Below are 23,609 nucleotides of genomic sequence, written 5' to 3' on the forward strand. Positions count from 1 at the left end.
GCCAACTCGCACGTCCGGTTCGGGGAGCGGGCCGGGGAAACGGACCAGCCGAAACGCTGGCACCGCGCCCCGGTCCGACTCCACCTGGCCAACCGGGCGGTCACCGAGGTCCGCCGCCGCATGACCGTGACCCAGCGGGGACGCCGCGGTCGCGGCAGCGACCCGGAATGGCGGATGCGTAACCGGCTGACCCGCTCGGCCGCCCGCATGAGCGGCAAACACGTCGACCGCCTCGTCGACACCCTCGACGCCCTCCCGGCGGCACTCGGTGTTCCGATCCTGACCGCGTGGAACGCGAAAGAGGACCTGCTCGACCTGCTCGCCGTCGCCCGCACCCAGCCGAACCGGGAACACGTCCACCGGCTGCTGCACCGCTTCTACGCCCGCTGCGCCGCCTCTGACCTGCCCGAACTCCACCGCCTCGCCACCACCATCGAGACCTGGTGGCCGCACATCCACGCGTTCCTGACCACCGGCATCACCAACGCCGGCTCCGAAGGCACCAACCGCGTCATCAAGACGATCGCCCGCGACGCCTACGGCTTCCGCAACCCCGACAACCAACGACTACGCACCCGCACCGCCACCACCCGACGCCACCGCGGACACCTCAACCCCGCTTAATTTCGAAGAGCCCGGATACTGCATCCGGACTTAATGCCGCCTGTATCCAGCACTCGCTACGCCAAATTTCATTGCCGTCGCCCGGCGCGCGTGGTTGCGCCGTCGGTACTGCTGCCGACACTGGCAAACGCCTCTATCCAACAGCTCGGCGACAGCATCTACCGTGCCCGCTCTACGTGGATCATCGCGGCGCGCGGCGGCGGGAGAACATGGCTCATGGCAGTAGTCAAGCGTCGCAAAAAGCCAACTCCAACTCCCAATCCACTCATGGCAGGCAGTCGTTTCTTGATCGACTTTGGTCGCTAGTGTGCTGACATGGAGATCCGCACTGAGCAGCAGCTCAACCCGGTGGCAGACGAAGTATCGGCTGTCACAGCAGTGGTGCGCCCCATTCTCATCGGTATTCTTTACTCGTTGAAGGCCGATGTGGTAGAGGAGGCAGGGGGCCGGGAGGGCCTGAAGCTGAAGATGCTTTCTCGCCTTCGCCGTCCAGGTGATGGTGACACCGGCATCTGCTTCGAATACGCAGCGCATGACGCCGTTAGTCGAGGTGAAGCGAGCGTCTCGGAACGGGTGTACGACGCGCTTGCTCTGTGTAATGTTCCGGGTGAAGAGGTTGGCTCAATCCTCTTCGGAGCAGAAAAGGCGGGATCTCAGCAACTTATCGACACCGCCGCCGCTCTTCTGACAGACGAGTCGTCACTGCTTTCAGGCTCTCGTGGACGCCCCGTAAAGCTGAAGCGTCACCTTGCCGCAGCCTCCGCCGCCTTTCGCCGGAAGGGCCAAGGATCTCTTCTGCCACACAGCATCAGCGGGTTGTGGCGCGCAGATCTATTCCTCGGATGCCCTGACGCGGACCGTTGGGTCGGAACCACGGTCAAGATTAATCCTGGAGCACTTCAGGGCGATCGGGGACTTAGGATTGGCATCGTTCCCGCCAATCAGGGGAAGTCCGACAAAGTAGTGAGGGACGACAAGCGAAACCTTGTCGTATGTCCACTTCCATACGACGGCAAGTTCGTCGAAACCTTCTACCTTGCCTGGGAGGTAGTGATGGCGTTCCTCAACGCCGACGCCAAGCTGCCCAAGGACGCGGAACTTCCCCGACCCGCTGCCCGCACTGTTGCGCGGTATCTCGCCGATCGGCGTGAGTTTCCTGTCCTAGACGTCGTGGCGGCATTGAAAAGCCTGGCGCAGCCCGAACTCCTCAAGACCGAGACCAGTGCTGCCGGTATCGTCATCTCAGGCGGAACATCGACCCAGATCGAGACAGCATCGGTTCTTGCGCCAGAGGCTCGATTGCGAACAGCCTAAGCCGGACAAGTCATGCTTCACCGCCGTTCCCAGCGCGGCTCACGCTCGCACGCTTCGCCCTATAGCCGGATGTCAGGGTAGCGGCCGACAATCAACGGTGGCCCGTAGGCTGGCGATTTTTGCTCTGCCGCAGCCTTTGGGCACCGCTCATGTTGAGGCGGTACCGGAGCATCTCTGGGCTGATGCCGTAGCGGCGTTGGGCGGCGTCCGCTGGGACGTTCCGCGTAACGAGACCTCGTGCGGCTTGGTCCGTGAGCAGTAGCTTCCCGCCTAGGCAGTCCGCCTCGTCCTCCATCTCCTGGTCCCAGTGACGGCAGCCGCTGGCGTTGAACGCTATGGCGGGGGTATGTAGAAGCAGACCGTGTGCGAGTTCATGGCAGATACTTGAGCATTGTCGAGGCAGCCCGTGCGCGTCATTCACGACGATGCGCCGCTTCGAGCCCCTGAACACGGTCGCGGCACTGAGCGACCTGTCGTCCTCCTCCAGCAGGCACGACACCGCCGGCTCTTCAATCGCGATGTCGCTAAGTTTCCGGATCTCGATGTCCAGGTGCGCAGCTAGCTTCCACGGGTCCAGTGGGTCGAAGTTTCCGAGTCCAAGCTCAGCTCGGATGGACTCGGCAGTCTCGTTCGCCTCGCGATGGAAGCCTCTACGTAGCTTGCCCGCCATCAGCTCAGCCCTCCGTCATCTGGCGATACATGACCTCGATGACCTTCTCGATCGCCTCGGCCTTGCGGTCGTCAAGGTTCTTGTCTGCGCGCAGATAGGTCGAAACGCCAGCGAGTGTGCCGTGTGTTTCCTGCCTTGGCTGCGTCCGACGAACGAAGTCGTCCGCGCTCAGCCCGGCCCAATCCACCAGGGCGGCCAAGCTGTCAACATCCGGTCGGCGTCCTTGGGCCAGCCGGGTCAGCGTTGACGGACTCACCTTGGCCTCGTCCCCCACCTGCTTCCAGCGCAGCCCTCGCTCCGCCCGGGTCCGGTCCAGCGCCGCGTAGAACGCTGCGGCGTCGAAGCGGCCCTTCTCAGGCTCATCGCTCATCCCGTCTCCCTCATCTGGTCAATCATCCCATCATTGCACGAGTGAAACCGCTTGCAACATCGACATCTCCGTGAGAAGGTCAACTTGCAACTCCGGCACGCGTTGCGATGTAGCAATCGCAGCGCACCGAGAGGTCTGGGTGCAGTCTGCCCGCCCTCCGGCACCAAGATCCACTGTGCGAAAGAGAGCAACCATGCCCAACAAGCCCGACGACATCAAGATCACGGTCACGTTCGCAACCGCTGAACGGCCGTACCAGCGCGAGTACGCCGGCTCGGTCACGCTCGGCACCGTGCTGGGAGACTCCCTGACGGCCTTCGGCGTAACCGCTGACGGGACCACCCGGTACTACCTCAAGCACGACGGCGACGAGGTCCCCGTCGACAAGACGGTCGGAGAGATCGCGGGCCACGCGCATGCTCTGCACCTCAAGCTGCGCACCGAGACGATCCAGGGCGCGAGCTGACCCCGGTGTTGGATATCGAGAGCACGATCACTCTCGCACGGGACGTCCCGCCGGTGGAGGAACTCCTGCACTCCAACGGCGGGCGGCTCGTACACCGAGCCGAAGACCCCGCAGGTCTTTACTGGGCTGTCATCCAACCCACCGCCCCAGGCAGTACCCAGTTCGTCGCACGGATCTTCTGGACGGTCTATCCCCACCGACCACCATCGCTACTGTTCGCTCCCGCGATCGGCCAGCCGACCAGCGATGCCAGGGGCTGGCCCGCAGCGAGTGGATACCGCGCCCCGAACGACATCTGCAAGCCCTTCACTGCCGAGGGGCAGGCCCTCCACGTGGAATGGGCGACCGGCCCGCACGCCTGGCGCAACACCGGCAATCCGTTCCTCTTCGTCGTCGAGAACCTCGTCGAGGACATCAACCGAGTCGGGGGGGCACGAGCAGCATGAGCCAGCCCAACCTCATCGTGCCAATGCCAGCCGTCACCCGCCTTTGCGCCGATATCCGCCGGTACGGCCGAGCCGGCGTCGAGACCGGTGGCCTCCTGCTCACAAAGCCCGGCGACTCGACGGTGAGCCTCGTCGCGGTCGCCGGCACGACCGGAATCGTCCGCAAGCACGGGTTGTTCTGCATCACCAGGCCCGCCTTCGATGCAATCTTCACCTGGGCCGAGGACAACGAGCTGCAAGTTCGCGCGATGGTTCACTCGCACGCGAAAGAAGCGTTCCTGTCCCAAACCGACCGCGAGGGTGGCCTGCGAGTGAAGGGCTTCCATAGCGCGGTTGTTCCCATGTTCGGCAACCCACCCGAGGACCTCGGTCGGTGGCGCTGGTGGACTTTCACGTCGGACTGGACGCCGACTGAAGCGCCGCGATGCGACCCGGCGGCTTGTACCGACAGTGTTGTCTTCGACGGAGATGGTGTACGTGCCAACTGACTACAGCCGCAGTCTCCTGCTCGCCGCGACCGCTACCGGCGGTGAACCGGAAAGCCTTCGCGGACGGATCGAAGCGTCCCAGGTCCACATCTCCGTGGACCTCACTGTGCCCGGCAGCAGCACGTGTCTCCGCGTCCTTGTCGCAGACCTGAGGCGCTTGCCTATCCAACTCAGTCTCGACCCCGGTCACGGGTCCGGGCGCCTGAGTGACGACCTCCTAGACCAGGTCGCAAGCATCGCCGCCGGTATCGACCCGGAACGCCCGATTAAGGTTGGCGCTGCACCGCCGGACGCGCTTCACGTGCAGGTCGGTGTCGACCATGCTGCTGCGCACCTCAGCGGCGTCCCCGACGGACACGGCACGCATATCCGGCGGTCCGGATACCCGTTTCCGAAGTTGCGGTACGCCGGCAGCGGCCTCGGCTCCGTCCTGACCGCCGCCATGCTCACCGGCGAAATCTTCAAGACGGTCACCGCGCTCCGACCAGGATCACACCGCCGCATCGATGCGCTCGACTTTTGCCCAGTCACACTCTTCTCACCGCATGAGCAGGCTCCCCAGCACCTTCACGTCGAGCGCCTCGCGCTCATCGGCGCAGGTGCGATCGGCACTGCCGTCGCGCTCATCCTTCGTGCGCTAGAAGCAACCGGAGAGATGACCGTCGTCGACCGCCAGATTTTCGAACCGCCGAACGTGATCACCTACAGCCTCGGAACCGGTCAAGACGCCGCCGCCCGACTCCCCAAGGTCGACATCGTCGAAGCAGCACTTCAACATATGAACATTCGCCGCGTTCACGGGACGATTGACGACTTCATCGCCTACATTGACGCGGGCCACGAGCCTGTGCCGCAGATAGTGCTCGGCGCCGTCGACAACATCCCGGCACGCCACGACCTCCAACGCATCTACGCGGACCTTGTCCTTGATGGCGGCACCGGTGGACGCGCCGGCACCACGGTCAGCCTGCACGAAGCCCTACCCAGCGGTCCATGTATGCGCTGCTACTTCCCCGCCAGCACGACGACCCTGACTGCTGAGCAGCGCCTCCACCAAGCTACCGGGCTACCACTGGCGCGCATCGCCCGAGGCGACCAAGCCCTCACTGAGGACGACCTGCGCGGCCTACCCCGCCAGGTCCGTCGGTTGCTCGAACAACACCTCGGAAAACCCGTGTGCGGCCTCGGCCGTGTCATGGGCCTGACCACTGCCGCAGACGACAGCTATCAGCCGTCGGCAGCATTCGTCGCTCAGCAAGCCGCGAGCCTCATGGTCGGTGCGCTGATCGCCCGCACCCACCCCAAAGGCACCCCTGTCCCGATCCGCCAGATCGAGTACGACACACTGTACGGTCCCCGGCCCGACATGGTCGACGATCGTCGACCGCGCTCAGACTGTCACTGCCAGACCAATTCCGACGTCATCCGACTGGTACGTAGTCAACGCGCCAAGAACATCCTCACGCGGTGAGCATCTCAAACTAACGGCCCTGAGGACGGCTTGCGGTCGGCCGTGGCGGTGGCTTCCAACGCGGCAGCGACAGCCTCGAATTCGGCCAGGGCCGCGGTGAGGTCTTCGACGATCTCTCGGGCGATGATCTCGGGTGCCGGGAGGTTCTCCATGTCCTCCAAGGACTCGTCGCGCAGCCACGTGATGTCGAGGTTGACCTTGTCGCGGGCGAGCAGATCGTCGTATGTGAAGGACTTGAACCGTTCCGTCTCCACGCGCTCCGAGCGGGACTTGCCCGCCAGGTAGCAGGCGACGAAGTCGTCGAGGTGGCGGCGGCGTAACGGGTTCTGTTTGAGGGTGAAGTGCTGGTTGGTGCGCAGGTCGTAGATCCAGAGCCGGTCGGTCCACGGTCGCTCGGCGGCGGGCTTCTTGTCGAAAAACAGAACGTTGGCCTTGACGCCCTGGGCGTAGAAGATCCCGGTGGGCAGACGCAGCATGGTGTGCAGATCGAAGTCGCGCAGCAGCCGCCGCCGCAGGGTCTCCCCCGCCCCACCTTCGAACAGCACGTTGTCGGGCAGGACGACGGCGGCCCGGCCGTTGATGTCGAGGATCGTGGCGATGTGCTGGAGGAAGTTGAGCTGCTTATTGGCGGTGGTGACGACAAAGTCCTGCCGCTCGATCTCCCGCTCCTCGCGGGCCTCCCGGCCGTCCGCGCCGACCATCGTGAGGGACGACTTGCGGCCGAACGGCGGGTTGGACAGCACGACTGAGTACCGCTGGCCCGGGTCGGCGATCAGCGTGTCCTTGACCTCGATAAGGCTTTCGCCATTCGGGGTGCCGATGCCGTGCAGCAGCAGGTTCATCGCGGCGAGCCGGGCCGTGCCATCGACCAACTCGACGCCGTGGACGAAGGTATCGCGCAGGTGGGCCCGCTCGGTCGGCGTCAGGGTCTCGGCGTGGCGGGAGGCGTACTCGTGCGCGGCGAGCAGGAACCCGCCGGTGCCGGCGGCCGGGTCGATCACGCTGTCGCGGACGGTCGGCTGGATGCAGTCGACCATCGCCTGGATCACCGCTCGCGGGGTGAAGTACTGCCCGGCGCCGGACTTGATGTCCTCCGCGCCCTTGGAGAGGAGTTCTTCGTAGGCGTCGCCCTTGATGTCGGTGCCGGCGGCCGACCAGTTCTCCTTGTCGATCAGGTCGACAATCAGCCGCTTGAGCTTGGCCGGGTCCTGGATGCGATTCTGTGCCTTGCGGTAGATCGTGCCGAGCGTTCCAGGCTGGCGTGCCAGGTCTTCGAGGATGTGTCGGTAGGTGACCTCCAGGTCGTCGCCCTCGGCGTCAAGCAGCCGCTGCCACGAGCAGTGCGTCGGCACAATTCGCTCCGGCCTCAGGGGCCGGGTCTCGCGCTCGTGCGCCATCTTGAGGAACAGCAGGTACGTGAGCTGTTCGGTGTATTCGATCGTGCCGATCCCGTCGTCGCGCAGCACATTGCAGTACGACCACAGCTTGTCGACCAAGCGTCGCGCGTCAGACACCGGCCATCTCCTCAACCATGTTCATGTCACTCGCCCGCCCCGTTAACCGGCCGGAGAACGCGGCGTCAAGCAACGCCCGGCGCAGGAAGGTAGACCGCATTGCCGATACGGTGAGACCTTGGGTCAACTGCTCCTGCGCAAGCTTGATTTGATCCAATCGGGCACACACCTGGGATTGTCGATCGCGGCTGGGTACGGGTAGGACGATGCTCTCCAGGTGCTTCTGATTTACCTTGTAGATCCCGGCAGTCGTCCGGGCCATTGACTCGATCTGCCGCCGAACGAGTGGGGAATTCCACACGGCTGAGAGAAAGTCAGGCCGTACGCGACTTTGGTCGACGCGTAGGCGGATCAGCGTATCCGGGTACGCAACCGGGTCTGGCTGGTCACGCACCAAAGCGCCGCGGCCAACAAGCCGTAGGCTACCGTTGCCGCGGGCCACCATAAAGTCGCCTTGGCGCACCAGGAATGGCCGCGCCTCGTTGATGGTCCACGCGCCTGTCTTGCGCTCGCTCAGGTCAACTCGATCACGCTTGAGAGCTGTAAGGCGTAGCACGGGAAAGCCGCCGTCACTCGTTGGCACCGAACGACCATTCGATAATGGTGCTGCGAGCAGACTTCGCAACGCAATATTTGGGGATGAAACTACTGTCTCATCCACCATCAATGCTGAAGTCGCCATCGCTTTACATCGTGCCGATGCGGCGGCAAGGTAGTTGTCGGCTGCGTTGAGCCGCGAGAGGTGGTCTTCGAGGATATCGACGATCCGCCGCTGTTCTTCAACGGTTGGTATCGGCACCGGAAAGGTCCGGATCTTGGACAGGCTGATCGATGCCAGATTCACGCTTTGTTTGCCGTTTAGCTCGAACCATTTGTGCGCTACCTCGTTGGCATACCAGGCGAGGAGCTTCGGATGAAGCAGTCCACCTTTGATCCGCGCCCTAAAAACGTGGTTCTGGTGAATGCAGCGCGGGATTTGTCCCTGCCAGACCCACCCGCGCCCGAGCTTGTCTCGATCGCCACCTTCGTTAAGGAGGACGTCGCCTGGTTGCAGTTCGAGTTGAGCGGCCTTCTGGGGCGGAACGCGGATGGTAGCGACGTTGGAAAGATCAATCCGACCGCGCTGAACGTTGGCCACCCGAAGATAGGGCACCTCAACCAGATCTGGGCGGCTTTGGAGCTTGCTGTCCTTGGTCACGCCGCCGACAACGTCGGCGATTTCACCCAACGTTGCCCAGCGCCACCCATCCGGTAGTCGCGTCATGCGGTCAGCTCCGTGTTGAGCTGTTCAATGAGGGTGGCCGCACGGGGGCCGAGGTCACGGATGACACCGTCGATGCCGCCGCGTTCGGCGAAGGGGGCGTTGTCCAGGTCGTCAGGGCTGATGCCCGCCGACGCGGCGATCACTTCGACCATGCGGTCCAGCCACCACCTCTCCGTCTCGGTGAACGTCACCCCGGCCTGCTCCTGCTGGCGCAGCCAGCCGGCGTACCGCTGGCGGATCCTCTCCGCGTAGGGCACGAGTTCGTTATCTTGCCCGATCGTGTACCGGATCAGCGACACCAGGTCGGTGAGGGTGTGCCGGTCGCTGTGCCGGACGAGGTCAGCCTCGATGGCTTCGTGGGCGGCCCAGATGAGGTCGATGGTCCAGTTGCGGGGTGGGCGCTGGATGCGCTCGGCGAGTTCCTTGATGTCGGCGAAGGAGATCCGCCGCTCGCGCGCCTCGGCCAGCAGTTGGATCGCGGTGATCTCGTCGCGGTGCTCCTCGAGGTACGCCCGCCAGGACTCGACGATCGACCGGGCGCGGGAGGTGTCGACCACGCCGTAGGCGTCTTCGAGCACGTCAACGCTGACCTCGTCGATGATCCGGTCGTGGGTGCGGCGTAGCTCCAGGATCCGCTGGCGTAGCTGCAGGTTGGCTGCGATGGGCCGTACCGCGGTGTCGAGCAGGGCTTGGACGGCCGCTGTGGGATCGGCGGCGTCGGCGGTGGCGCGGGCTTGGGTGTCGGGGTCGACGGCGTCGACCAGGCCGCGGACGATGTCGCGCACGGAGCCGCCGGCGACGGTGTCGAGTTCGGTGCGCTCATCGGGGGTGAGTTGCAGTTCCTGGGCGGCGAGCCGGGAGGCGAGGGTGGCGGTTTCGGCCTCGGTGAGGGTGAGGGTGGCGGCCTTGTCGAGGAGCTGCTTGAGCGAGACTCCCTTGTCCCGGTTCAAGGGTGGGTCGACGAAGTCGTGTTCGGTGACGCCGACGGCGTCGACGATTACGAACCGGGTCTTCTGCGCGGCGTCCGGGGTGACGGCCTGGAAGTCGGCCGGGGCGATGGTGCGGGCGCCCCGGCCTTTCATCTGTTCGAAATACGCCGCGGAGCGGACGTCGCGCATGAAGAATACGCATTCCAGCGGTTTGACGTCGGTGCCGGTGGCGATCATGTCGACGGTCACCGCGATGCGCAGGCTGGCCGAGGTGCGGAACGCCTGGAGTTGTCCCTTGGGGTCGCGAGCGCTGTAGGTGATCTTCGCGGCGAAGTCGTTGCCCTTGCCGAACACCTCACGGACCGTGGTGACGACCTCCTCGGCGTGGGCGTCGTCCTTGCAGAAGATCAGCGTCTTGGGGACGGTGGACCGGCCGGGGAAGATCTCGGCGAAAAGCTTGTCACGGAACGTTTCCAGCACCAGGCGGATCTGCGAGGTGGCGGTGACGGCCCGGTCGAGTTGCTTGTGCGTGTACTCCAGGTCCTCGTCCAGGGTTTCTAAGCGCTGGACGCGGGTGCGGCGGTCGACCTTCGGCACGACGGTGCCGGCGTCGATCTTCGAGCCCTGGCTGCTGATCTGGGTCTTGATCCGGTACAGGTCGAAGTCGACGTTGACGTTGTCGGCCACCGACTGCGGGTAGGTGTACTCCGACACCAGGTTCTGCCGGAAGAAGCCGAAGGTCTGCTTGCCGGGGGTGGCAGTCAGGCCGACGATGTGTGCGTCGAAGTACTCCAGCACGCCGCGCCACACCCCGTAGATGGACCGGTGCGCCTCGTCCACGATCACCAGGTCGAACGTCTCCGGCGGCATGCCCGCGTTGTAGACCACCGTGACCGGGGCGTCCGGCACGTACCCGTCGAGGCCCGGGTCGTCGCCCTCGGGCGCGGTGTCGCCGGCCAGCACCTTGTAGACCCGCTGGATGGTGGAGATCACCACGCTGGAGCTGCCCAGCATGCCGGCGCTTGTCAGCTTGTCGACGTTGTACAGCTCGGTGAACCGCCGCCCGTCGCCCGGGGTGCGGTAGTTCTGGAACTCGGCCAGGGTCTGGTCGGCCAGGTTGTTGCGGTCCACCAGGAACAACACTCGTGTGAACCCGGCGTGCTTGAGTAGCCGGTAGCACTCGGTCACGGCCGTGTAGGTCTTGCCGGCACCGGTGGCCATCTGCACCAGCGACCGATCGAACCGCTGCTCGGCCAACGAGCGCTCGATGCCCTCGATCGCCGTGATCTGCGCGGGGCGCAGTGGAGCGATGTCCAGCGGTGGCAAGTGACGGACCCTCGCCCGCCACGTCGGCCGCTTAGGATCGGCATCCGCGCTACGGACGATCCTGGCCAGGGTGCCGGGCTGCGGGAAGGCGAAGATCCGCCGTGCGCGGGGCTGTGGGTCGTAGCCGTTGGTGAAATGGGTTTCCGAGCCGCTGGCCTCGAACACGAACGGCAGCCGTCCGTCGCGGGTCAGCGCCTTGAGCCGTACTGCGGGCGGTAGGCCTTCGGCGTACATGGCCGACTGCCACTCCACCCCTGATAGCGGGGTCCCTTCCGGCTTGGCCTCGATCACCCCCACAACCCGCTGGTCGACATACAGCAGATAGTCGACCCGGCCATGACCCTTCGCCATTACCACCTCACGAACAGCCACACCGGCGCCCGCGAAGAGATTGACCTCGGAGCGGTCTTGCACGACCCAGCCTGCATCTCGAAGCTGTCGGTCGATCAAGACCCGGGCTCGCTGCTCCGCCTGAAGCCGAAAATCATCAGCCATTGCCCCCACAGCTAGTAGAGGCTAGTCGATCATACGCACCGTCCGCATCCTCCCTGTGACCGACCGGAGGGGTATATCGGACACCCCGCTCAAACTTTGTGGCTACCGAGCAAGCCCGCGGCCGAAGCAGTTGGACGGTGTTCGTGGCAAGGCGTTCGGCGTTCGGACACCTCGTGGCGTGTGCTTGAAACAGCGGCTGGTGGTAGAACGGCCGGTACCGCCATCGGATCGAGACCAGCGGCAATCCCGCAGCCTGGAAGGCTCTGGCGACCTCGGTGGCGCGGCTGGTAGTCCCTTTCACCAGCTGATCGGCATACGATCGGCGAACAGACCGCCGGTCGGGCCTTCTGGTGGCAGGGTTGCGAGCCACACCGGTGTGTCGGCGCCTTCCTCCGGCGTCCGGTCGGTCTCGCCGTACGCCATTCGGGTGTTCATGCGTCCGGGTGAGCATGCGTTGACCAGAATGCCGGTGCCCGCCAGTTCGGCCGCGAGGACCCTGGTTAGCGCGTTCAGAGCCGCCTTGGACACGCGGTAGGACACGTTCGTGTCGCCCATGGTGGCCAGCGACCCGAGGTGGCTGCTGATGTTGACGATGCGGCCGTAGCCGTTCTTCTTCATCTCCGGCACGGCGGCGGCGCAGCAGCGCCACGCGCCCAGCAGGTTGGTGTCCAGGGCGCTGCGGACCCGCTCGAAGTCGGGGCTCGCCGCGACCTGGCCCCGGTCGATCGCGATACCGGCGTTGTTCACCAGCACGTCCAGCCGGCCGTGTCGCTTGGCGGTGTCGGCGAAGGCGCGGGCCACGCTGGCCGGGTCGTTGACGTCGAGCTGGTGGCCGCTCGCGGCTAACCCGTCCTTCGTCAGTTCGGACACCACGCGGTCGACGGAATACTCGTTACGGCCGGCCAGCACCACGTGCAAGCCGTGCTCGGCCAGCCCGCGAGCGATGGCGGCGCCAAGCCCACGGTTGGCGCCGGTCACCACGGCTACCTTGGTGTCATCAACCATTATCAGGCCCCCAGGGTGGCGAGCTGGTCGTCGAGCGCGCGAGCGCGCGGGTCGGTCTTGGCGAACGGGAGCCGTTGCCGTGCTCGAACGACGCGGCGCATGTTCCGTTCCGAAGGCGCCTCACGGATCAGCGGTATCGCCTCCGCAACAAGGGACGCGGCGTGGTCGGCGTCCCCGAGGTGTGCCTGCGCCGACGCGCGCCGGATCACGTACGTGGCCCGATCCCGCACCTTGGTGGCTGGGGCCAGCCGCAGCGTACGACTGAGGTACGTGTCGGCTTCTCGGGGCCGTCCGAGATCCAGGTAGCAGGTCCCGACCTGGGCGTTGAACTCGGATTCGTCGAAGTACCCGAGGAAGGCGGGTTCCGCATCGGTCGACGCGACGCGATCGAACTCGGCGTCGGCCTGTTTGAGTAGACGTTCGCAGGCCGCGGCGTCGCCGATCGCTGCGTGAGCCCTTGCCTCCCGTAGCGCCAGCATCGCGGCGGCGCGTGGGGTGACCCCTTTCGCGCCTTCGTGGGCGCTGCGTGCCAGCTCCAACGCCTCTCGGGGCCGGTCGAAGTCGTAGCACTGCAGGCTCATCGATTTGAGGATGTTGGCTCCCAGCAGGCGGTCGTCGGCGGCGTGTGCGGCGTGTAGCGCGGCGAGCCAGTAGCGCTGCGCCGCCGCGTGCAGGCCAGCGTCGAACGACGCCCAGCCGGCCATCCGGCCGAGTTCGGCCGCCAGGGCGTACAGTCGTCGACCCACCGCGGTCGTGTAGGCGGATCGGTCGAGGACGTCCACCACCATGCCGAGTTCGGCGTGGATGAGGGTGCGGGCTCGGTCACCGCCTCGGGTTGCTTCCAGGTACCGCAGCCGCGGAAGGCCCTCCTCCATCCGTTCGACCAGGTCGGTGGTGACCTGGCCACCGCGCAGGACGGCGACTAGCTCTTGGGGTTCGATGGTCAGCCACGCTTCGGCGATGCCGGCCAGCGGCACGCCTGTGATCTTCATGAAGGCACGTCGGTCCACGTGCGCGTACTCCAATGCGTTGACGAGTGCCTGTAGTCCACCCGGCTGAGTCCATCCGAACGAGGTCGGAATCGGGTCACCGTCGGGGAGCCACTGGGGCCATGGCGCCTGCCGTACGCGATCTTGCGGAACTCCGAGTTCTGCGGCGAGAGCGAGCTGGCTTTCCATGTCGGGGACCACACCCCAGTGCTCCCACCGCCACGCCTTTTCCCGTCGGGCGGCCATGTTCCGGCTGCGCTTCGCGATGACGTCGACCACGTCCTGGTACGTCCAGCCTCTCGCAGCGCGCACGACGCTGAGCGGGTGGATGAGCCGGTCCCGGTCGGATGCCGGTAGCTGCGACGCCATCGCTGACCTCCTCGATGCGTAAGCACTGTAGTGCGCGCCTGCAGGTCCGCTGAAGATCAAGGACGGAGGTCCGGCGAGAGACAACAGCGAGACTACGCCCCGGACCTGTTCAACCGCGTGATGGCGCGGTTGGCTGTGGTTGCCGGATCGGGTGACGGAGAAATCACCGAAAGTGCGGGAGGCTGCGGCGCAGGGTCGGCCTTCCCACCTCGATCGGTGGCTGAGCGTCGTTGGCGCGGCGTCGACAAGCCTGTTTCGGCCGAGTGCACCAGGGAGGACATCTATGGCCCCGGCGACTGCTGAAAGCCGGACGGACGAGTGTGCCGCCGCGCCGCCGACGATGACGGTCGAGCGGGCGCATGGCACCGGCTCCAGTCGTACGTGAGTTCGGACTAGGGTCGTAACTTTCTGTGAACGCAGCATTGCGGATACGAGAGGATCATCGTGGTAACTGCCACTGCCGCTGATTCGGCACGGGCCGACGCCCTACGTCAGGCGCTGGTCGAGGAACTCCTGACTGCAGGGTCGATCACATCGCCGGAGGTGGCGGCTGCCTTCCGTGCTGTGCCCCGGCATCTGTTCGCCCCCGAGGCAACGCTGGAGCAGGCGTACGCGAATGACATCGTCCGGACGAAGCGTGACGAGCACGGAGTCACGATCAGCTCGGTCTCCGCGCCGTGGTTGCAGGCGGTCATGCTGGAGCAAGCGCAGATCAGGCCGGGAATGCGATGCCTGGAGATCGGTTCCGGTGGCTACAACGCAGCTCTGCTGGCGGAACTGGTCGGGCCGGATGGCGAGGTCGCCACGGTGGACATCGACGCCGACGTGACCGATCGGGCCCGCCGGTTCCTGGACACCGCCGGCTACGGACGGGTCAACGTGGTTCTCGCCGACGCCGAGGGCGGCGTACCGCAGCACGCACCGTACGACCGGATCATCGTCACGGTCGGCGTCTGGGACGTACCGCCAGCCTGGTTCGACCAACTCTCGGACGACGGCCGGATCGTCGTGCCGTTGCGGATGCGGGGGTTGAGCCGCTCGCTGGCGCTGGTCCGCGATGGCGACCACCTCGTCAGTGTCGAGCACGAGATGGCCGGCTTCGTCGCGGTGCAGGGCGCCGGGGCGCACGCCGAGCGACTGGTGACGTTGCACGGCGAGGACGTCGGCCTCCGGTTCGACGATGACCAGCGGGTTGACGCCGAGGCGTTGCGCACGGCACTGCGCCAGCCCCGGGTGGAGAAGTGGTCAGGAGTCATGTTCGGCGGTATGGAACCGTTCGACGGGCTGTTCCTCTGGCTTGCGACCAGCCTGGACCGGTTCTGCCTTCTCAGCCGGGCACGCACCGATGCGGCCCGCGAACTGGTCGATCCGGCCTCACCGATCGCCACTCCCACGCTGCTGAGCGACAGCGGATTCGCGTACGTCGCTTTCCGTGAAGTCGACCCGCAGGAGCAGACCTACGAGTTCGGCGTCTACGGCCACGGTCCGGACGCGGTCAGCCTCGCCGACGCGCTGGTCGAGCAGATTCGGGTGTGGGATCGCGAGCACCGCCACGGACCGGCCGCACGCATCAGCATCTACCCCGCGTCGGTGCCCGCCGCTGAACAGCCAGCAGCACGGCTCATCCCCAAGCGGCACACCACCGTCACGATCTCCTGGCCCTGACCCGCGACAGCAGGCCCAGGCGTCCCACCGTCACCGAACACAGGGAGGAACCCCACGTCATGTCCACCACGATCGTGACCGCGCTGGCCACCGCGCCCGAAACCGGCGCCGACGACCTGTTCGACCTCGACATCAGCATCATCGAGTCCGGCCCGGTCATTCCCGAGCTGCTGCGCAGCACCAGCGACAACTGCGGCGGAACCTGCGCGTCGGCCTGCACGAGCTGCAAGTCGTAACCCCCTTCCCGTGGGTCCGGCGCCCACGGCGCCGGACCCACCACCACCATGCGGAGGCACTGGTGTTCCAGGTACTCGACGCACTGCTGATCCGCGCGTCGACCCATCCCGTCACCTTCGACCTTCCCCCTTGGCCGGCCCTGACCGGCGATATCCACCCCGAGCACGTCAGTGACTGGCTTACTGCGGTGTGGAGCCGTCAAGAACTCGCCGCCGCCATCACCGCCGCGAGCCCGACGCTGGCCGATCAGGTCGAGCGGATCCGCGCGGGGCAGTGTCATGACGTACGTCAGCTCCGACGGACCGTGGCATCGACGGTTCGGTACCTGCTGCGGCTGACCGGTCGAAGCACCCCGTTCGCGCTCTTCGCCGGGGTTGCTCATGCCTCGCTGTGCGGGAAGCCGGCTGTGCGGTGGGGGCAGCTACACCAGCCCGTACTACGAGCCGACGGTGCGTGGCTCGCTGGCGTGATCGCTCTGCTTCAGGAATGCCCGGCGCTGCTGCGCCGGCTGCCGGTCATGCTCAACGACCTGGCCGAGGTACGCGAGGATCGCGTAATCGTGCCGTTCGCGCGGCCTCCCGCCGCCCAGGGCCGACCTGGTGACGCGCCGGCTCCCGTTGATGTGTCGGTCCGTCTCACCGCTGCTGTCGCAGCCGTCACGACCTACGCGCGTAGGCCCATCGTCGTCGCTGACCTGATCACGAAGCTGTGCACTGACTTTCCGAGCTGTTCGGCATCGGTCGCCGAGGCGGCAATCGCGCGGCTGGTGCGGACCGGATTGCTGCTGACGGCGTTGCGGCCACCGATGACCGCCGCTGACGGCCTCGCGCATGTCCTGGCGCAGCTCACAACCGTCGAGGCGGAAGCGATTCCGGAGCTGACTGACACCGTCCAGGCGTTGATGACCATCGGAGATCAGATCCGAAGCAGCCGCCACGGCTCGACCGCCCCGAGCGGTGGGCTCCACCGCACACTCGTGGAGCAGATGAACGCGGTGCGTGTCGGCGTAAACCAGCCGGCCGCCGTGGATTTGAGGCTCGACGCCACCATCACGCTGCCCGACACACTCGTCAAACACGCCCGCGAGGCCGCGGCGGCGCTGACCCGGCTGACCCCGTACCCGCGTGGACTCCCCGCCTGGCAGGAGTACCACGCCGCTTTCCTCGAACGCTACGGCCCTGGTGCCGTGGTGCCGTTGATGGACGTGGTCAACCCGAAGATCGGGCTGGGCTTTCCCGCCACCTACCGAGGATCGGACCGGACCGTTCCGGCCGCGCCGCTGACCGAGCGGGACCGGAACCTGTTACGACTGGCCCAGCAGGCGACGATGGGCGGCGGTGACGAGTTGTCGCTCGACGAGCGCACCCTCACTGACCTCGCCGGCCCCGACCAACCGCCGGTGCAGGCGCCGCCACACGTCGAGCTGTTCTTGCAGATCCACGCCACCGACACAACCGCGCTGGGTGAAGACCGGTATGGGCTGGTCGTCAGCGGCGCGGCTCGCGCCGCCGGGGCGACGATCGGTCGCTTCCTGCATCTGCTCGACGCCGCCGACCGGGACTGTTTCCGGGACGCTTACTCGACTGTCGCGACCATGCGCGCGGGTGCGGTACCGGTTCAGTTGTCGTTCCCGCCGCTACAGGCATCGTCTGATCATCTCGCCTGCGCCCCGTCGATGCTGCCGATGGTACTCTCGGCGGGCGAGTGCTCGGACGGCGATCAAGTTATCCGGGTCGAGGACGTGGCCGTCGGAGGTGACGCCGAGGGGCTGTTCCTGGTGTCGCTACGTCACCGGCTGCTGATCGAGCCCACGGTGCTCAACGCCGTGGAGTTCCGCTTCTTCAGCCATCCCCTGGCGCGCTTTCTGTGCGAACTGCCCCGAGCCTGCGCGGCGGTCTACATGCCGTTCTCCTGGGGCGCGGCGGCGGCGCTGCCGTTCCTACCCCGCCTCCGGTATCGGCGCACGGTGCTCGCCCCGGCTCGGTGGAACATCGCTGCCGGTGACCTCCCACCAGCGGACGTGCTTCGGCAGCAGTGGCGGGAGGCGCTGGCCGAATGGCGGCAACGGTTTCGCTTGCCCGACCGGGTGTACCTGGTGGAGGCGGACAACCTCCTGCCGCTGGACCTGACCGAGGACCTGCACCAGGAGCTGCTGCGCGCACACCTCGACCGTCACGGCCATGCCCGGCTCGATGAAGCCCCATCCGTCGACGCGTACGGGTGGCTCGACGGTCACGCACACGAGATCGTCATCCCGTTGACCCGCACGGCACAGGCGGCGACGGCTCCATCTCTGGCCCGTGTCCGGACCGTGCAGCACGACGACGGGCACCTGCCGGGCGCCTCCCCCTGGCTGTACGCGAAGCTGTACACGTCCGCCGATCGGATCGTCGACCTCGTGCACGACGTACCGGATCTGCTCGCGACCTGGGACGGCCCCGCCGAATGGTGGTACCTGCCGTACCGCGACCCGGACCCACACCTGCGGCTACGGATCCGACTACCCGATGCCGACGCCTACGGCCCCGCCGCCGCGCGGGTCGGCGCCTGGGCTGCTCGGCTACAACGGGGACGGCGTCTCGGCCGGCTTCAACTGGACACCTACCACCCGGAGACCGGCAGGTACGGTCACGGCACCGCGATGGCTGCCGCCGAGCAGGTCTTCGCCACCGACTCCAGCGCGGCGGTTACTGAGCTGAACGCTGCCGCCGCGGACTCGGTACCGCTGGACGCGCTGGCGGCGGCGAGTCTCGTCGGCATCGTCATGGCCTTCGCCGGCGAGACCGCCACCGCGATGACGTGGCTCACGACCCACCTGCCCAAGGAAACCGCCCCGTCCGCACGAGCAACGCACCACCAGGCCGTACGCCTGGCCGACCCAGCAGAGGAATGGTCGGCGCTGCGCTCCAGCGTGAACGCCGGCTCGGTCCTTGACGCGTGGCAGCATCGCCGAGTCGCCTTGGAGTCGTACCGCGATCGTGTCGCCGCGCAACGCGACCCCTGGTCCGTCGTGCCGTCCCTGCTGCACCTGCACTGCATCCGCTTGCACGGCGTCAACCCTGACCGCGAACGTCTGATCCGCAAGCTGACCCGCGCCGCAGCCCTGCGCTGGTCCGCGCTTCACCTCGCGGAGGCCCGATGAACCCTGCCGGGACCACCTCAGCCACTCGGATCGGCATCGCCGTGACGGCCGTCGCCGACCGTCTCGCGGTACCACCCACGCCACGAGACCAACTGGAACAGGCCCAGTCGCTGGCCGACGGGGCAGCCGGGATCGCGCTGTTACACATCGAGCAAGCCCTAACCGGGACCGGTGCGTGGACCACCGCGCACCGCTGGCTACGCGCCGCCGCCCATGGCGACGTGCTCGCCACTATCGAGAGCAGCCTGTACCGTGGCGCACCTGCCGTGGCGTTCGCGCTCCACGCCGCCACCGCCGACCAAGCCGGCCGCTATGACAACGCGCAGCACGCACTGCATCGGGCAGTCACCGCGCTGGCGCACCGCCGGATCGACCAGGCGCTCGACCGCATCGCCCGCGCCGAGCTGCCGCGGATGGCGGAGTACGACATCATCTCCGGACTGACCGGCATCGGCGCCCACCTCCTCCGGCACGCCCCGAACGATGAAGCCCTCGGGCGCATCCTGGCCTATCTCGTACGGCTCACCGAACCGCTGCACCACGACGGCGAGGTCGTTCCTGGCTGGTGGACCGAACAGGATCCCCACGCGAGGATCTCCACCGCCTTCCCGGGAGGCCACGCCAACTTCGGCCTTGCCCACGGCATCACCGGGCCGCTGGCCCTACTCGCTCTCGCCAAGCGGCACGGCGTCGTCGTCGAAGGGCACCTCGACGCCATCGAGCGCATCAACGCCTGGCTGGACAGGTGGCGGCAGCACGACGACAACGGAACCTGGTGGCCCCAATGGATCACCCACCAGGAACGTCGTACCGGCCGCCCAGCGCAGCCCGGCCCGCTGCGGCCATCCTGGTGCTACGGCACCCCGGGCGTGGCCCGCGCACAGCAGCTAGCCGGAATCGCCCTGAACGATCCTGACCGTCGGCGGCTCGCGGAAAACGCGCTGGTTTCCTGCCTGACTCATCCAGGCCAGCTTCGACGCATCAGCGACACCAGCCTCTGCCACGGCTGGGCCGGCCTCGCGCTGACCGCGTGGCGAACGGCCACAGACGCCGCAGATTCGACGATCTCCAGTCTCCTGCCGGGCGTCATCGATCAACTGCTCCATCACGCCGAGGCGACGGCGGACTCCGGCGATGGGTTGCTCGAAGGCCGGGCCGGCGTCGCTCTTGCGATGTGCGCGATCGCACGTGGCGCTCCACCAACGTCCGGATGGGACGCATGTCTGCTGATCACCTGAACCCCGCGCCCGGCATCGAATCCTCCCAGGACGACCGGCCGCCGGCAGCTCAACCGTCGAGCGGAGCGCTGACAATCCCTCCGGCGCTGGAGCCAGCGGTGCTGGCGTTCCTGGCCGGGACGCCAGCACCGCTCGCCGCCGCCCGCGCCTCGGTCCCGGTTGCCGAACTGATCGAGCTGGCCGAGCGCTACCAGGCCGCAGGGCGGGCTGCCCTCACCTCGGATCGGGCCGCCGCCAACTGGCACCAGGTCGAGATCGAGTTCCCCGATCGGTACACCGCCGAGCGCACCGTTGCGACGCGGATCGCGCCGCGGCTCCGCCAGGCCGAAGACTCGGGAGTCGTCACGTCGTGGTGGTACATCCGCAAGACTCCGCACTGGCGACTGCGGCTCCGCCCCGATGAGTCCCAGCGGCAGTTGCGAGCGTTCGTCACGCAGATGCTCGATGAGCTGGCGTCGAAGCGGTTTGTTGTCGCCTGGTCATCCGGCATCTACGAGCCCGAGAGCTGCGTGTTCGGCGGTCCCGAAGGCATGGAGGCGGCTCACCGCCTCTTCCACGCCGACAGCGCCAACGCCCTGGCGTACCTCAGGCACGTCGGCTCCCCGCGAAATCCGCAATCCCCGCTGCTCGGCCGCCGAGAGCTTTCCGTGCTGCTCTGCACCACGCTGCTCCGCGCCGCAGGCCAGGACTGGCACGAGCAAGCAGACGTCTGGCATCGGGTGACTCGAATGCGCCCCCTGGCGACGAAGGCTCCCGGCAGCCGGCTGCTCAGCATGGCTGGTCAGGTACATCGGCTCCTCACGCTCGACACCGAGCGAATCGCTGTGTCGAGCAACGGTCAGGACCCGCTCGCCCCCGTGCGGCCCTGGTTCGCCGCGATGAGCGAGACCGGGGTGGCACTCCGCGGCCTCGCGCGCACCGGCGTCCTACACCGAGGGCTTCGTGACGTACTGGCCCACCACGTGATTTTCCACTGGAACCGGGTCGGCCTCACCACCATGGTGCAGGCCGTTCTCGCTCACGCGGCAACCGTCACCATGCTGGATTCCTCCGTGGACGGCAATGCCGTGAGCAGGGGTTGATCTCGATGTGGCCGGAGCCCTCCGATCCCGCCGTCGTCCTGCGTATGCGGGCAGCGCACGCCCGCGCGTGCGCGGCCCTTCACCTTGACCCAATGACCGGAGGCACGGAGGCGTGGGGCTGGAACGGTCGCACGCTGGGAAGGTCCGTCACCGCACCCGACGGCCTGGCATGGTTGCGGGTGGCAACCGCTCCGGTGGACCAGATCATCGACACGTACTGGAACGGCGCTATCGAAGCCCAGGAGTCTCTTCCGCCGTCGATCCCACGGCCGCAGCTCTGGCGCTGGCACGACTGGTCCGACCTAACGTGGGCGTACCGGAGCGAACTGCACGAGTACGTCAACGCCGACACCGTCGCCGTCCACGCCGTCATCACCGCCCCGCCGAGCGTGCCGGCCGAGTGGTGGACGGCAGTTCGCGCGGCGCTGGAGGCCATAGCCACGATCGATGCGACCCGCGTGACCATACAACCGGGATTCCTCGCGTGGGCGATGCCGCGCTACCTCGGCATCCCAACGACCGACTTCGCCGCGCTTCCGTGGACTACCGCTCACGGCGACTTCCACTTCGCGAACCTCTGTGCCCCCGACCTTCGAATCCTCGATTGGGAGGGCTGGGGACTCGCGCCAGCCGGGTACGACGCCGCGATGCTGCACAGCTACAGCCTGCTCACACCCGATGTGGCCAACCGTGTCCGGCGCGAACTGGCCCACCTACTCGCCAACCCCGCGGGCCGATACGCCGAGCTGGCCGTGATCACAGAACTCCTGCACGCCGCTGAGCAGGGGATAAACCGCCAGCTCGCCGAGCCACTTCGTCGCCGGGCAGCTGCACTCTTGGGACGGCCAACGGTGGCTGGGCGGGAGTCCGAGTAGTGCGTAACCTACTGCCTCCCTCCCACCCTGACGCCCGCTCGATGGGCGTACCAGACGATCAGTGCGATTGGGGCGAGTAAGCAATGTCCGTTCTGCGCACCAGTACGTCATGCGTGCATGTGCCGCTAACGACTTGTAGCGGCAGTGGGCGCCCAGCTCGGCAGGGCGCCCAACAGGGTCAGTCCGTCAAGTCGAACTCCCCGAGCTTCGCGCCGCAGATGAACGCGGCCCACTCAGCCTGCGTAAACGTCAGGATTGGCCCCTGGCCTCGCGCCTTGGTGTCCCTGACCCCGATAGCGTCCTCACCCAGCCGAGCAACCTCCACGCACGCACCGTTGTTGCCGGATCGGCTGGATTTGAACCACTTAACCGAGTCCATCCTTCTTCTCCTGAATCAATCGGGTGGACTCCCTGGGCGACAGCGCCAGGGAGAGCAGGTGCTCGAACACGCCCGTGAGCCGCCGGATCTCCTCGGGCGACTCCAGGAACAATTCTCCCGCCAGGGTTTCGATGTAGCCAAGGGGCGGGTCACCATCGGAGAACGTCAGGACGTCGAAGCCGCCGTGCACGGCGAGGTGGGCACCGGCGGCAAGCGTCAAGACCTGCACGGTGACGTTGGGCAGCGCGGCGACCTCGACGATTCCGAGGCTCGGCGACGTGATCGAAGTCAGCGAGCAGGACTACATGTACGGAATCGGCCGCCTGACCTTGCGAGTCACCTGTGTCGGTGATCGGGTCCGAGTGAACGACGATGAGTGGCTCAACGTGGAAGGTCTGACGCTGCGTGCAGACGGCACGCAGCTCGGCCAAAACCCTCGACCCGCGCTTGTCCGCATACGCGCGGTCCGCGTCACCTCGCCCCCGAGGTCGTCCTGATGAGCACGACCTACCTGGCCAGCGCGGCGCTGGAGGAAGTCGAGCGAGCACAGGCAGAGCTTGAACGCCACCTGGCAGTCCGGCCAAGCGGCCGGTGCGTGACATGCGGTGAGGCTGAACCGTGCTCCGGCCGTCAGAGGGCCGGCTCCACATTCATGCGGTACGGACGCCTTCCACGCCGTCGACCAGGCGCCTCGGGGGTCCGCCGCGCCGATTCGACCCCGGCGAGCACTGAGCCGGCCTCGTGGTTCGCGTCGGCGGCAGAGGGCGACGGCGATGAGGGGCCGGACCAAAACGACCTTAGCTCACGCAGGCTGTGCCGTGGAGGCAGGCGGCACCGCCGTAACAACCGAGCCGACGTCAGGCCATAGCAACCCAAGATTCTTGCAAACGCTCTATTTCGAGAGGCACCGATAGTGAACCGCGTAATGGCAACGACGAGGGCCGCCGTGGCGGGCGTACCGGGCGCTCACACGAAGGCTCCACGCGTTCCGAACAACTTGATGCGGCGCGCACGGATGGCCATGCGCTCTCCAACGGGCTCGGGGCGGGTGATGTCGCGGCAAGAGGTTGCCGACGCGGTCAACGCATGGATCTGGGAGAACCAGAAGCGACGCACGCAGATTGACGGCTCGTACATTGGAAAGCTGGAACGCGGTGGTGCGCCACGAGGCGCCTGGTTGTATCCCCGGCGCAGCCGGGAGGAACTCGAAGGGAGGTTCCTGGGTCCGATGGCTTACCTGGATCCGAAAGG

22 protein-coding genes and 1 pseudogene are annotated in these 23,609 nt (G+C 66.7%); 14 read left to right on the forward strand and 9 right to left on the reverse strand.

All coding sequences use genetic code 11. The features are described from left to right. Positions 1-624 (forward strand): transposase (locus ACGFIZ_RS31955; RefSeq protein ID WP_393426363.1); only part of this gene is annotated, 624 nt, incomplete at its 5' end. A gap of 315 nt (positions 625-939) precedes the next feature. Continuing rightward, on the forward strand, positions 940-1,938 hold the full coding sequence (locus ACGFIZ_RS31960; RefSeq protein WP_393426366.1) for a hypothetical protein: 999 nt from the start codon (positions 940-942) through the stop codon (positions 1,936-1,938). 91 nt (positions 1,939-2,029) lie between these two features. Here the strand turns inward: ACGFIZ_RS31960 and ACGFIZ_RS31965 are convergent, their stop codons facing one another. Further along, a complete protein-coding gene (locus ACGFIZ_RS31965) occupies positions 2,030-2,608 on the reverse strand; it encodes an ImmA/IrrE family metallo-endopeptidase (protein WP_393426369.1) in 579 nt (192 codons plus the stop codon). A 4-nt stretch (positions 2,609-2,612) separates the two neighbouring features. Beyond that, positions 2,613-2,978, reverse strand: coding sequence for a helix-turn-helix transcriptional regulator (locus ACGFIZ_RS31970; RefSeq protein ID WP_366604444.1), 366 nt, complete (start codon positions 2,976-2,978; stop codon positions 2,613-2,615). Between the two features lie 193 nt (positions 2,979-3,171). On the opposite strand from ACGFIZ_RS31970, the gene ACGFIZ_RS31975 reads away from it, so the two are divergent. The 4 genes from ACGFIZ_RS31975 to ACGFIZ_RS31990 are packed head-to-tail and all read left to right on the forward strand — an operon-like array spanning position 3,172 to position 5,849. Beyond that, positions 3,172-3,444 carry a hypothetical protein gene (locus ACGFIZ_RS31975; RefSeq protein WP_393426371.1) on the forward strand — a complete coding sequence of 91 codons (273 nt, stop codon included), beginning with the start codon at positions 3,172-3,174 and terminating at the stop codon, positions 3,442-3,444. Positions 3,445-3,449: 5 nt separating this feature from the next. Next, positions 3,450-3,890, forward strand: coding sequence for a hypothetical protein (locus tag ACGFIZ_RS31980; RefSeq protein ID WP_393426373.1), 441 nt, complete (start codon positions 3,450-3,452; stop codon positions 3,888-3,890). Continuing rightward, positions 3,887-4,378 (forward strand): hypothetical protein, encoded by a 492-nt coding sequence (locus ACGFIZ_RS31985; RefSeq protein ID WP_393426375.1) that lies wholly within the window; start codon positions 3,887-3,889, stop codon positions 4,376-4,378. Before ACGFIZ_RS31980 ends, ACGFIZ_RS31985 begins: the two co-directional genes overlap by 4 nt. Further along, the gene (locus tag ACGFIZ_RS31990) at positions 4,368-5,849 is read left to right on the forward strand and encodes a ThiF family adenylyltransferase (RefSeq protein WP_393426377.1); all 1,482 of its coding nucleotides are present in this window, start codon (positions 4,368-4,370) and stop codon (positions 5,847-5,849) included. Before ACGFIZ_RS31985 ends, ACGFIZ_RS31990 begins: the two co-directional genes overlap by 11 nt. Before the next feature lie 5 nt (positions 5,850-5,854). Here ACGFIZ_RS31990 and ACGFIZ_RS31995 read toward each other — a convergent pair whose 3' ends face one another. The 5 genes from ACGFIZ_RS31995 to ACGFIZ_RS32015 form a co-directional block, all read right to left on the reverse strand. Beyond that, positions 5,855-7,363, reverse strand: coding sequence for an N-6 DNA methylase (locus ACGFIZ_RS31995; protein WP_393426379.1), 1,509 nt, complete (start codon positions 7,361-7,363; stop codon positions 5,855-5,857). Further along, positions 7,356-8,627 (reverse strand): restriction endonuclease subunit S, encoded by a 1,272-nt coding sequence (locus tag ACGFIZ_RS32000; protein WP_393426381.1) that lies wholly within the window; start codon positions 8,625-8,627, stop codon positions 7,356-7,358. Before ACGFIZ_RS32000 ends, ACGFIZ_RS31995 begins: the two co-directional genes overlap by 8 nt. Next, on the reverse strand, positions 8,624-11,233 hold the full coding sequence (locus ACGFIZ_RS32005) for a type I restriction-modification enzyme R subunit C-terminal domain-containing protein (RefSeq protein ID WP_393426384.1): 2,610 nt from the start codon (positions 11,231-11,233) through the stop codon (positions 8,624-8,626). Before ACGFIZ_RS32005 ends, ACGFIZ_RS32000 begins: the two co-directional genes overlap by 4 nt. 441 nt (positions 11,234-11,674) lie before the next feature. Further along, positions 11,675-12,382 carry an SDR family oxidoreductase gene (locus tag ACGFIZ_RS32010; protein ID WP_393426387.1) on the reverse strand — a complete coding sequence of 236 codons (708 nt, stop codon included), beginning with the start codon at positions 12,380-12,382 and terminating at the stop codon, positions 11,675-11,677. Between the two features lie 2 nt (positions 12,383-12,384). After that, a complete protein-coding gene (locus ACGFIZ_RS32015) occupies positions 12,385-13,650 on the reverse strand; it encodes a transcriptional regulator (protein ID WP_393426390.1) in 1,266 nt (421 codons plus the stop codon). 534 nt (positions 13,651-14,184) lie between these two features. Here ACGFIZ_RS32015 and fxlM point away from each other — a divergent pair. From fxlM to ACGFIZ_RS32045, 6 genes are all read left to right on the forward strand, one after another. Next, positions 14,185-15,405 carry a methyltransferase, FxLD system gene (gene fxlM, locus ACGFIZ_RS32020; RefSeq protein WP_393426393.1) on the forward strand — a complete coding sequence of 407 codons (1,221 nt, stop codon included), beginning with the start codon at positions 14,185-14,187 and terminating at the stop codon, positions 15,403-15,405. Between the two features lie 59 nt (positions 15,406-15,464). Continuing rightward, complete coding sequence (locus ACGFIZ_RS32025; protein ID WP_393426396.1) at positions 15,465-15,641, forward strand: FxLD family lanthipeptide; 177 nt, start codon at positions 15,465-15,467, stop codon at positions 15,639-15,641. Between the two features lie 62 nt (positions 15,642-15,703). After that, positions 15,704-18,784 (forward strand): lantibiotic dehydratase, encoded by a 3,081-nt coding sequence (locus tag ACGFIZ_RS32030; RefSeq protein WP_393426399.1) that lies wholly within the window; start codon positions 15,704-15,706, stop codon positions 18,782-18,784. Further along, a complete protein-coding gene (locus ACGFIZ_RS32035; protein ID WP_393426402.1) occupies positions 18,781-20,022 on the forward strand; it encodes a lanthionine synthetase C family protein in 1,242 nt (413 codons plus the stop codon). The genes ACGFIZ_RS32030 and ACGFIZ_RS32035 overlap by 4 nt, the downstream gene beginning before the upstream one ends. Beyond that, positions 20,004-21,104 (forward strand): thiopeptide-type bacteriocin biosynthesis protein, encoded by a 1,101-nt coding sequence (locus ACGFIZ_RS32040; protein ID WP_393426405.1) that lies wholly within the window; start codon positions 20,004-20,006, stop codon positions 21,102-21,104. Before ACGFIZ_RS32035 ends, ACGFIZ_RS32040 begins: the two co-directional genes overlap by 19 nt. A 92-nt stretch (positions 21,105-21,196) precedes the next feature. Further along, positions 21,197-21,979 carry a phosphotransferase gene (locus ACGFIZ_RS32045; RefSeq protein WP_393426408.1) on the forward strand — a complete coding sequence of 261 codons (783 nt, stop codon included), beginning with the start codon at positions 21,197-21,199 and terminating at the stop codon, positions 21,977-21,979. A 178-nt stretch (positions 21,980-22,157) separates the two neighbouring features. Here ACGFIZ_RS32045 and ACGFIZ_RS32050 read toward each other — a convergent pair whose 3' ends face one another. Both ACGFIZ_RS32050 and ACGFIZ_RS32055 read right to left on the reverse strand, forming a co-directional pair. Continuing rightward, complete coding sequence (locus ACGFIZ_RS32050) at positions 22,158-22,358, reverse strand: DUF397 domain-containing protein (protein WP_393426411.1); 201 nt, start codon at positions 22,356-22,358, stop codon at positions 22,158-22,160. Further along, positions 22,345-22,578, reverse strand: coding sequence for a Scr1 family TA system antitoxin-like transcriptional regulator (locus ACGFIZ_RS32055; protein WP_393426414.1), 234 nt, complete (start codon positions 22,576-22,578; stop codon positions 22,345-22,347). The genes ACGFIZ_RS32050 and ACGFIZ_RS32055 overlap by 14 nt, the downstream gene beginning before the upstream one ends. A 10-nt stretch (positions 22,579-22,588) precedes the next feature. Between ACGFIZ_RS32055 and ACGFIZ_RS32060 the strand changes: the two genes are divergently transcribed. Together ACGFIZ_RS32060 and ACGFIZ_RS32065 are read left to right on the forward strand one after the other, a co-directional pair. Continuing rightward, positions 22,589-22,855: a hypothetical protein gene (locus ACGFIZ_RS32060; protein ID WP_393426417.1), complete on the forward strand. Its 267-nt coding sequence runs from the start codon at positions 22,589-22,591 to the stop codon at positions 22,853-22,855. A 518-nt stretch (positions 22,856-23,373) separates the two neighbouring features. Continuing rightward, positions 23,374-23,609 (forward strand): annotated as a pseudogene (locus tag ACGFIZ_RS32065) (hypothetical protein); the annotation flags it as partial.

The organism is Micromonospora sp. NPDC048830 (assembly GCF_043198215.1).
Taxonomy (GTDB): domain Bacteria; phylum Actinomycetota; class Actinomycetes; order Mycobacteriales; family Micromonosporaceae; genus Micromonospora.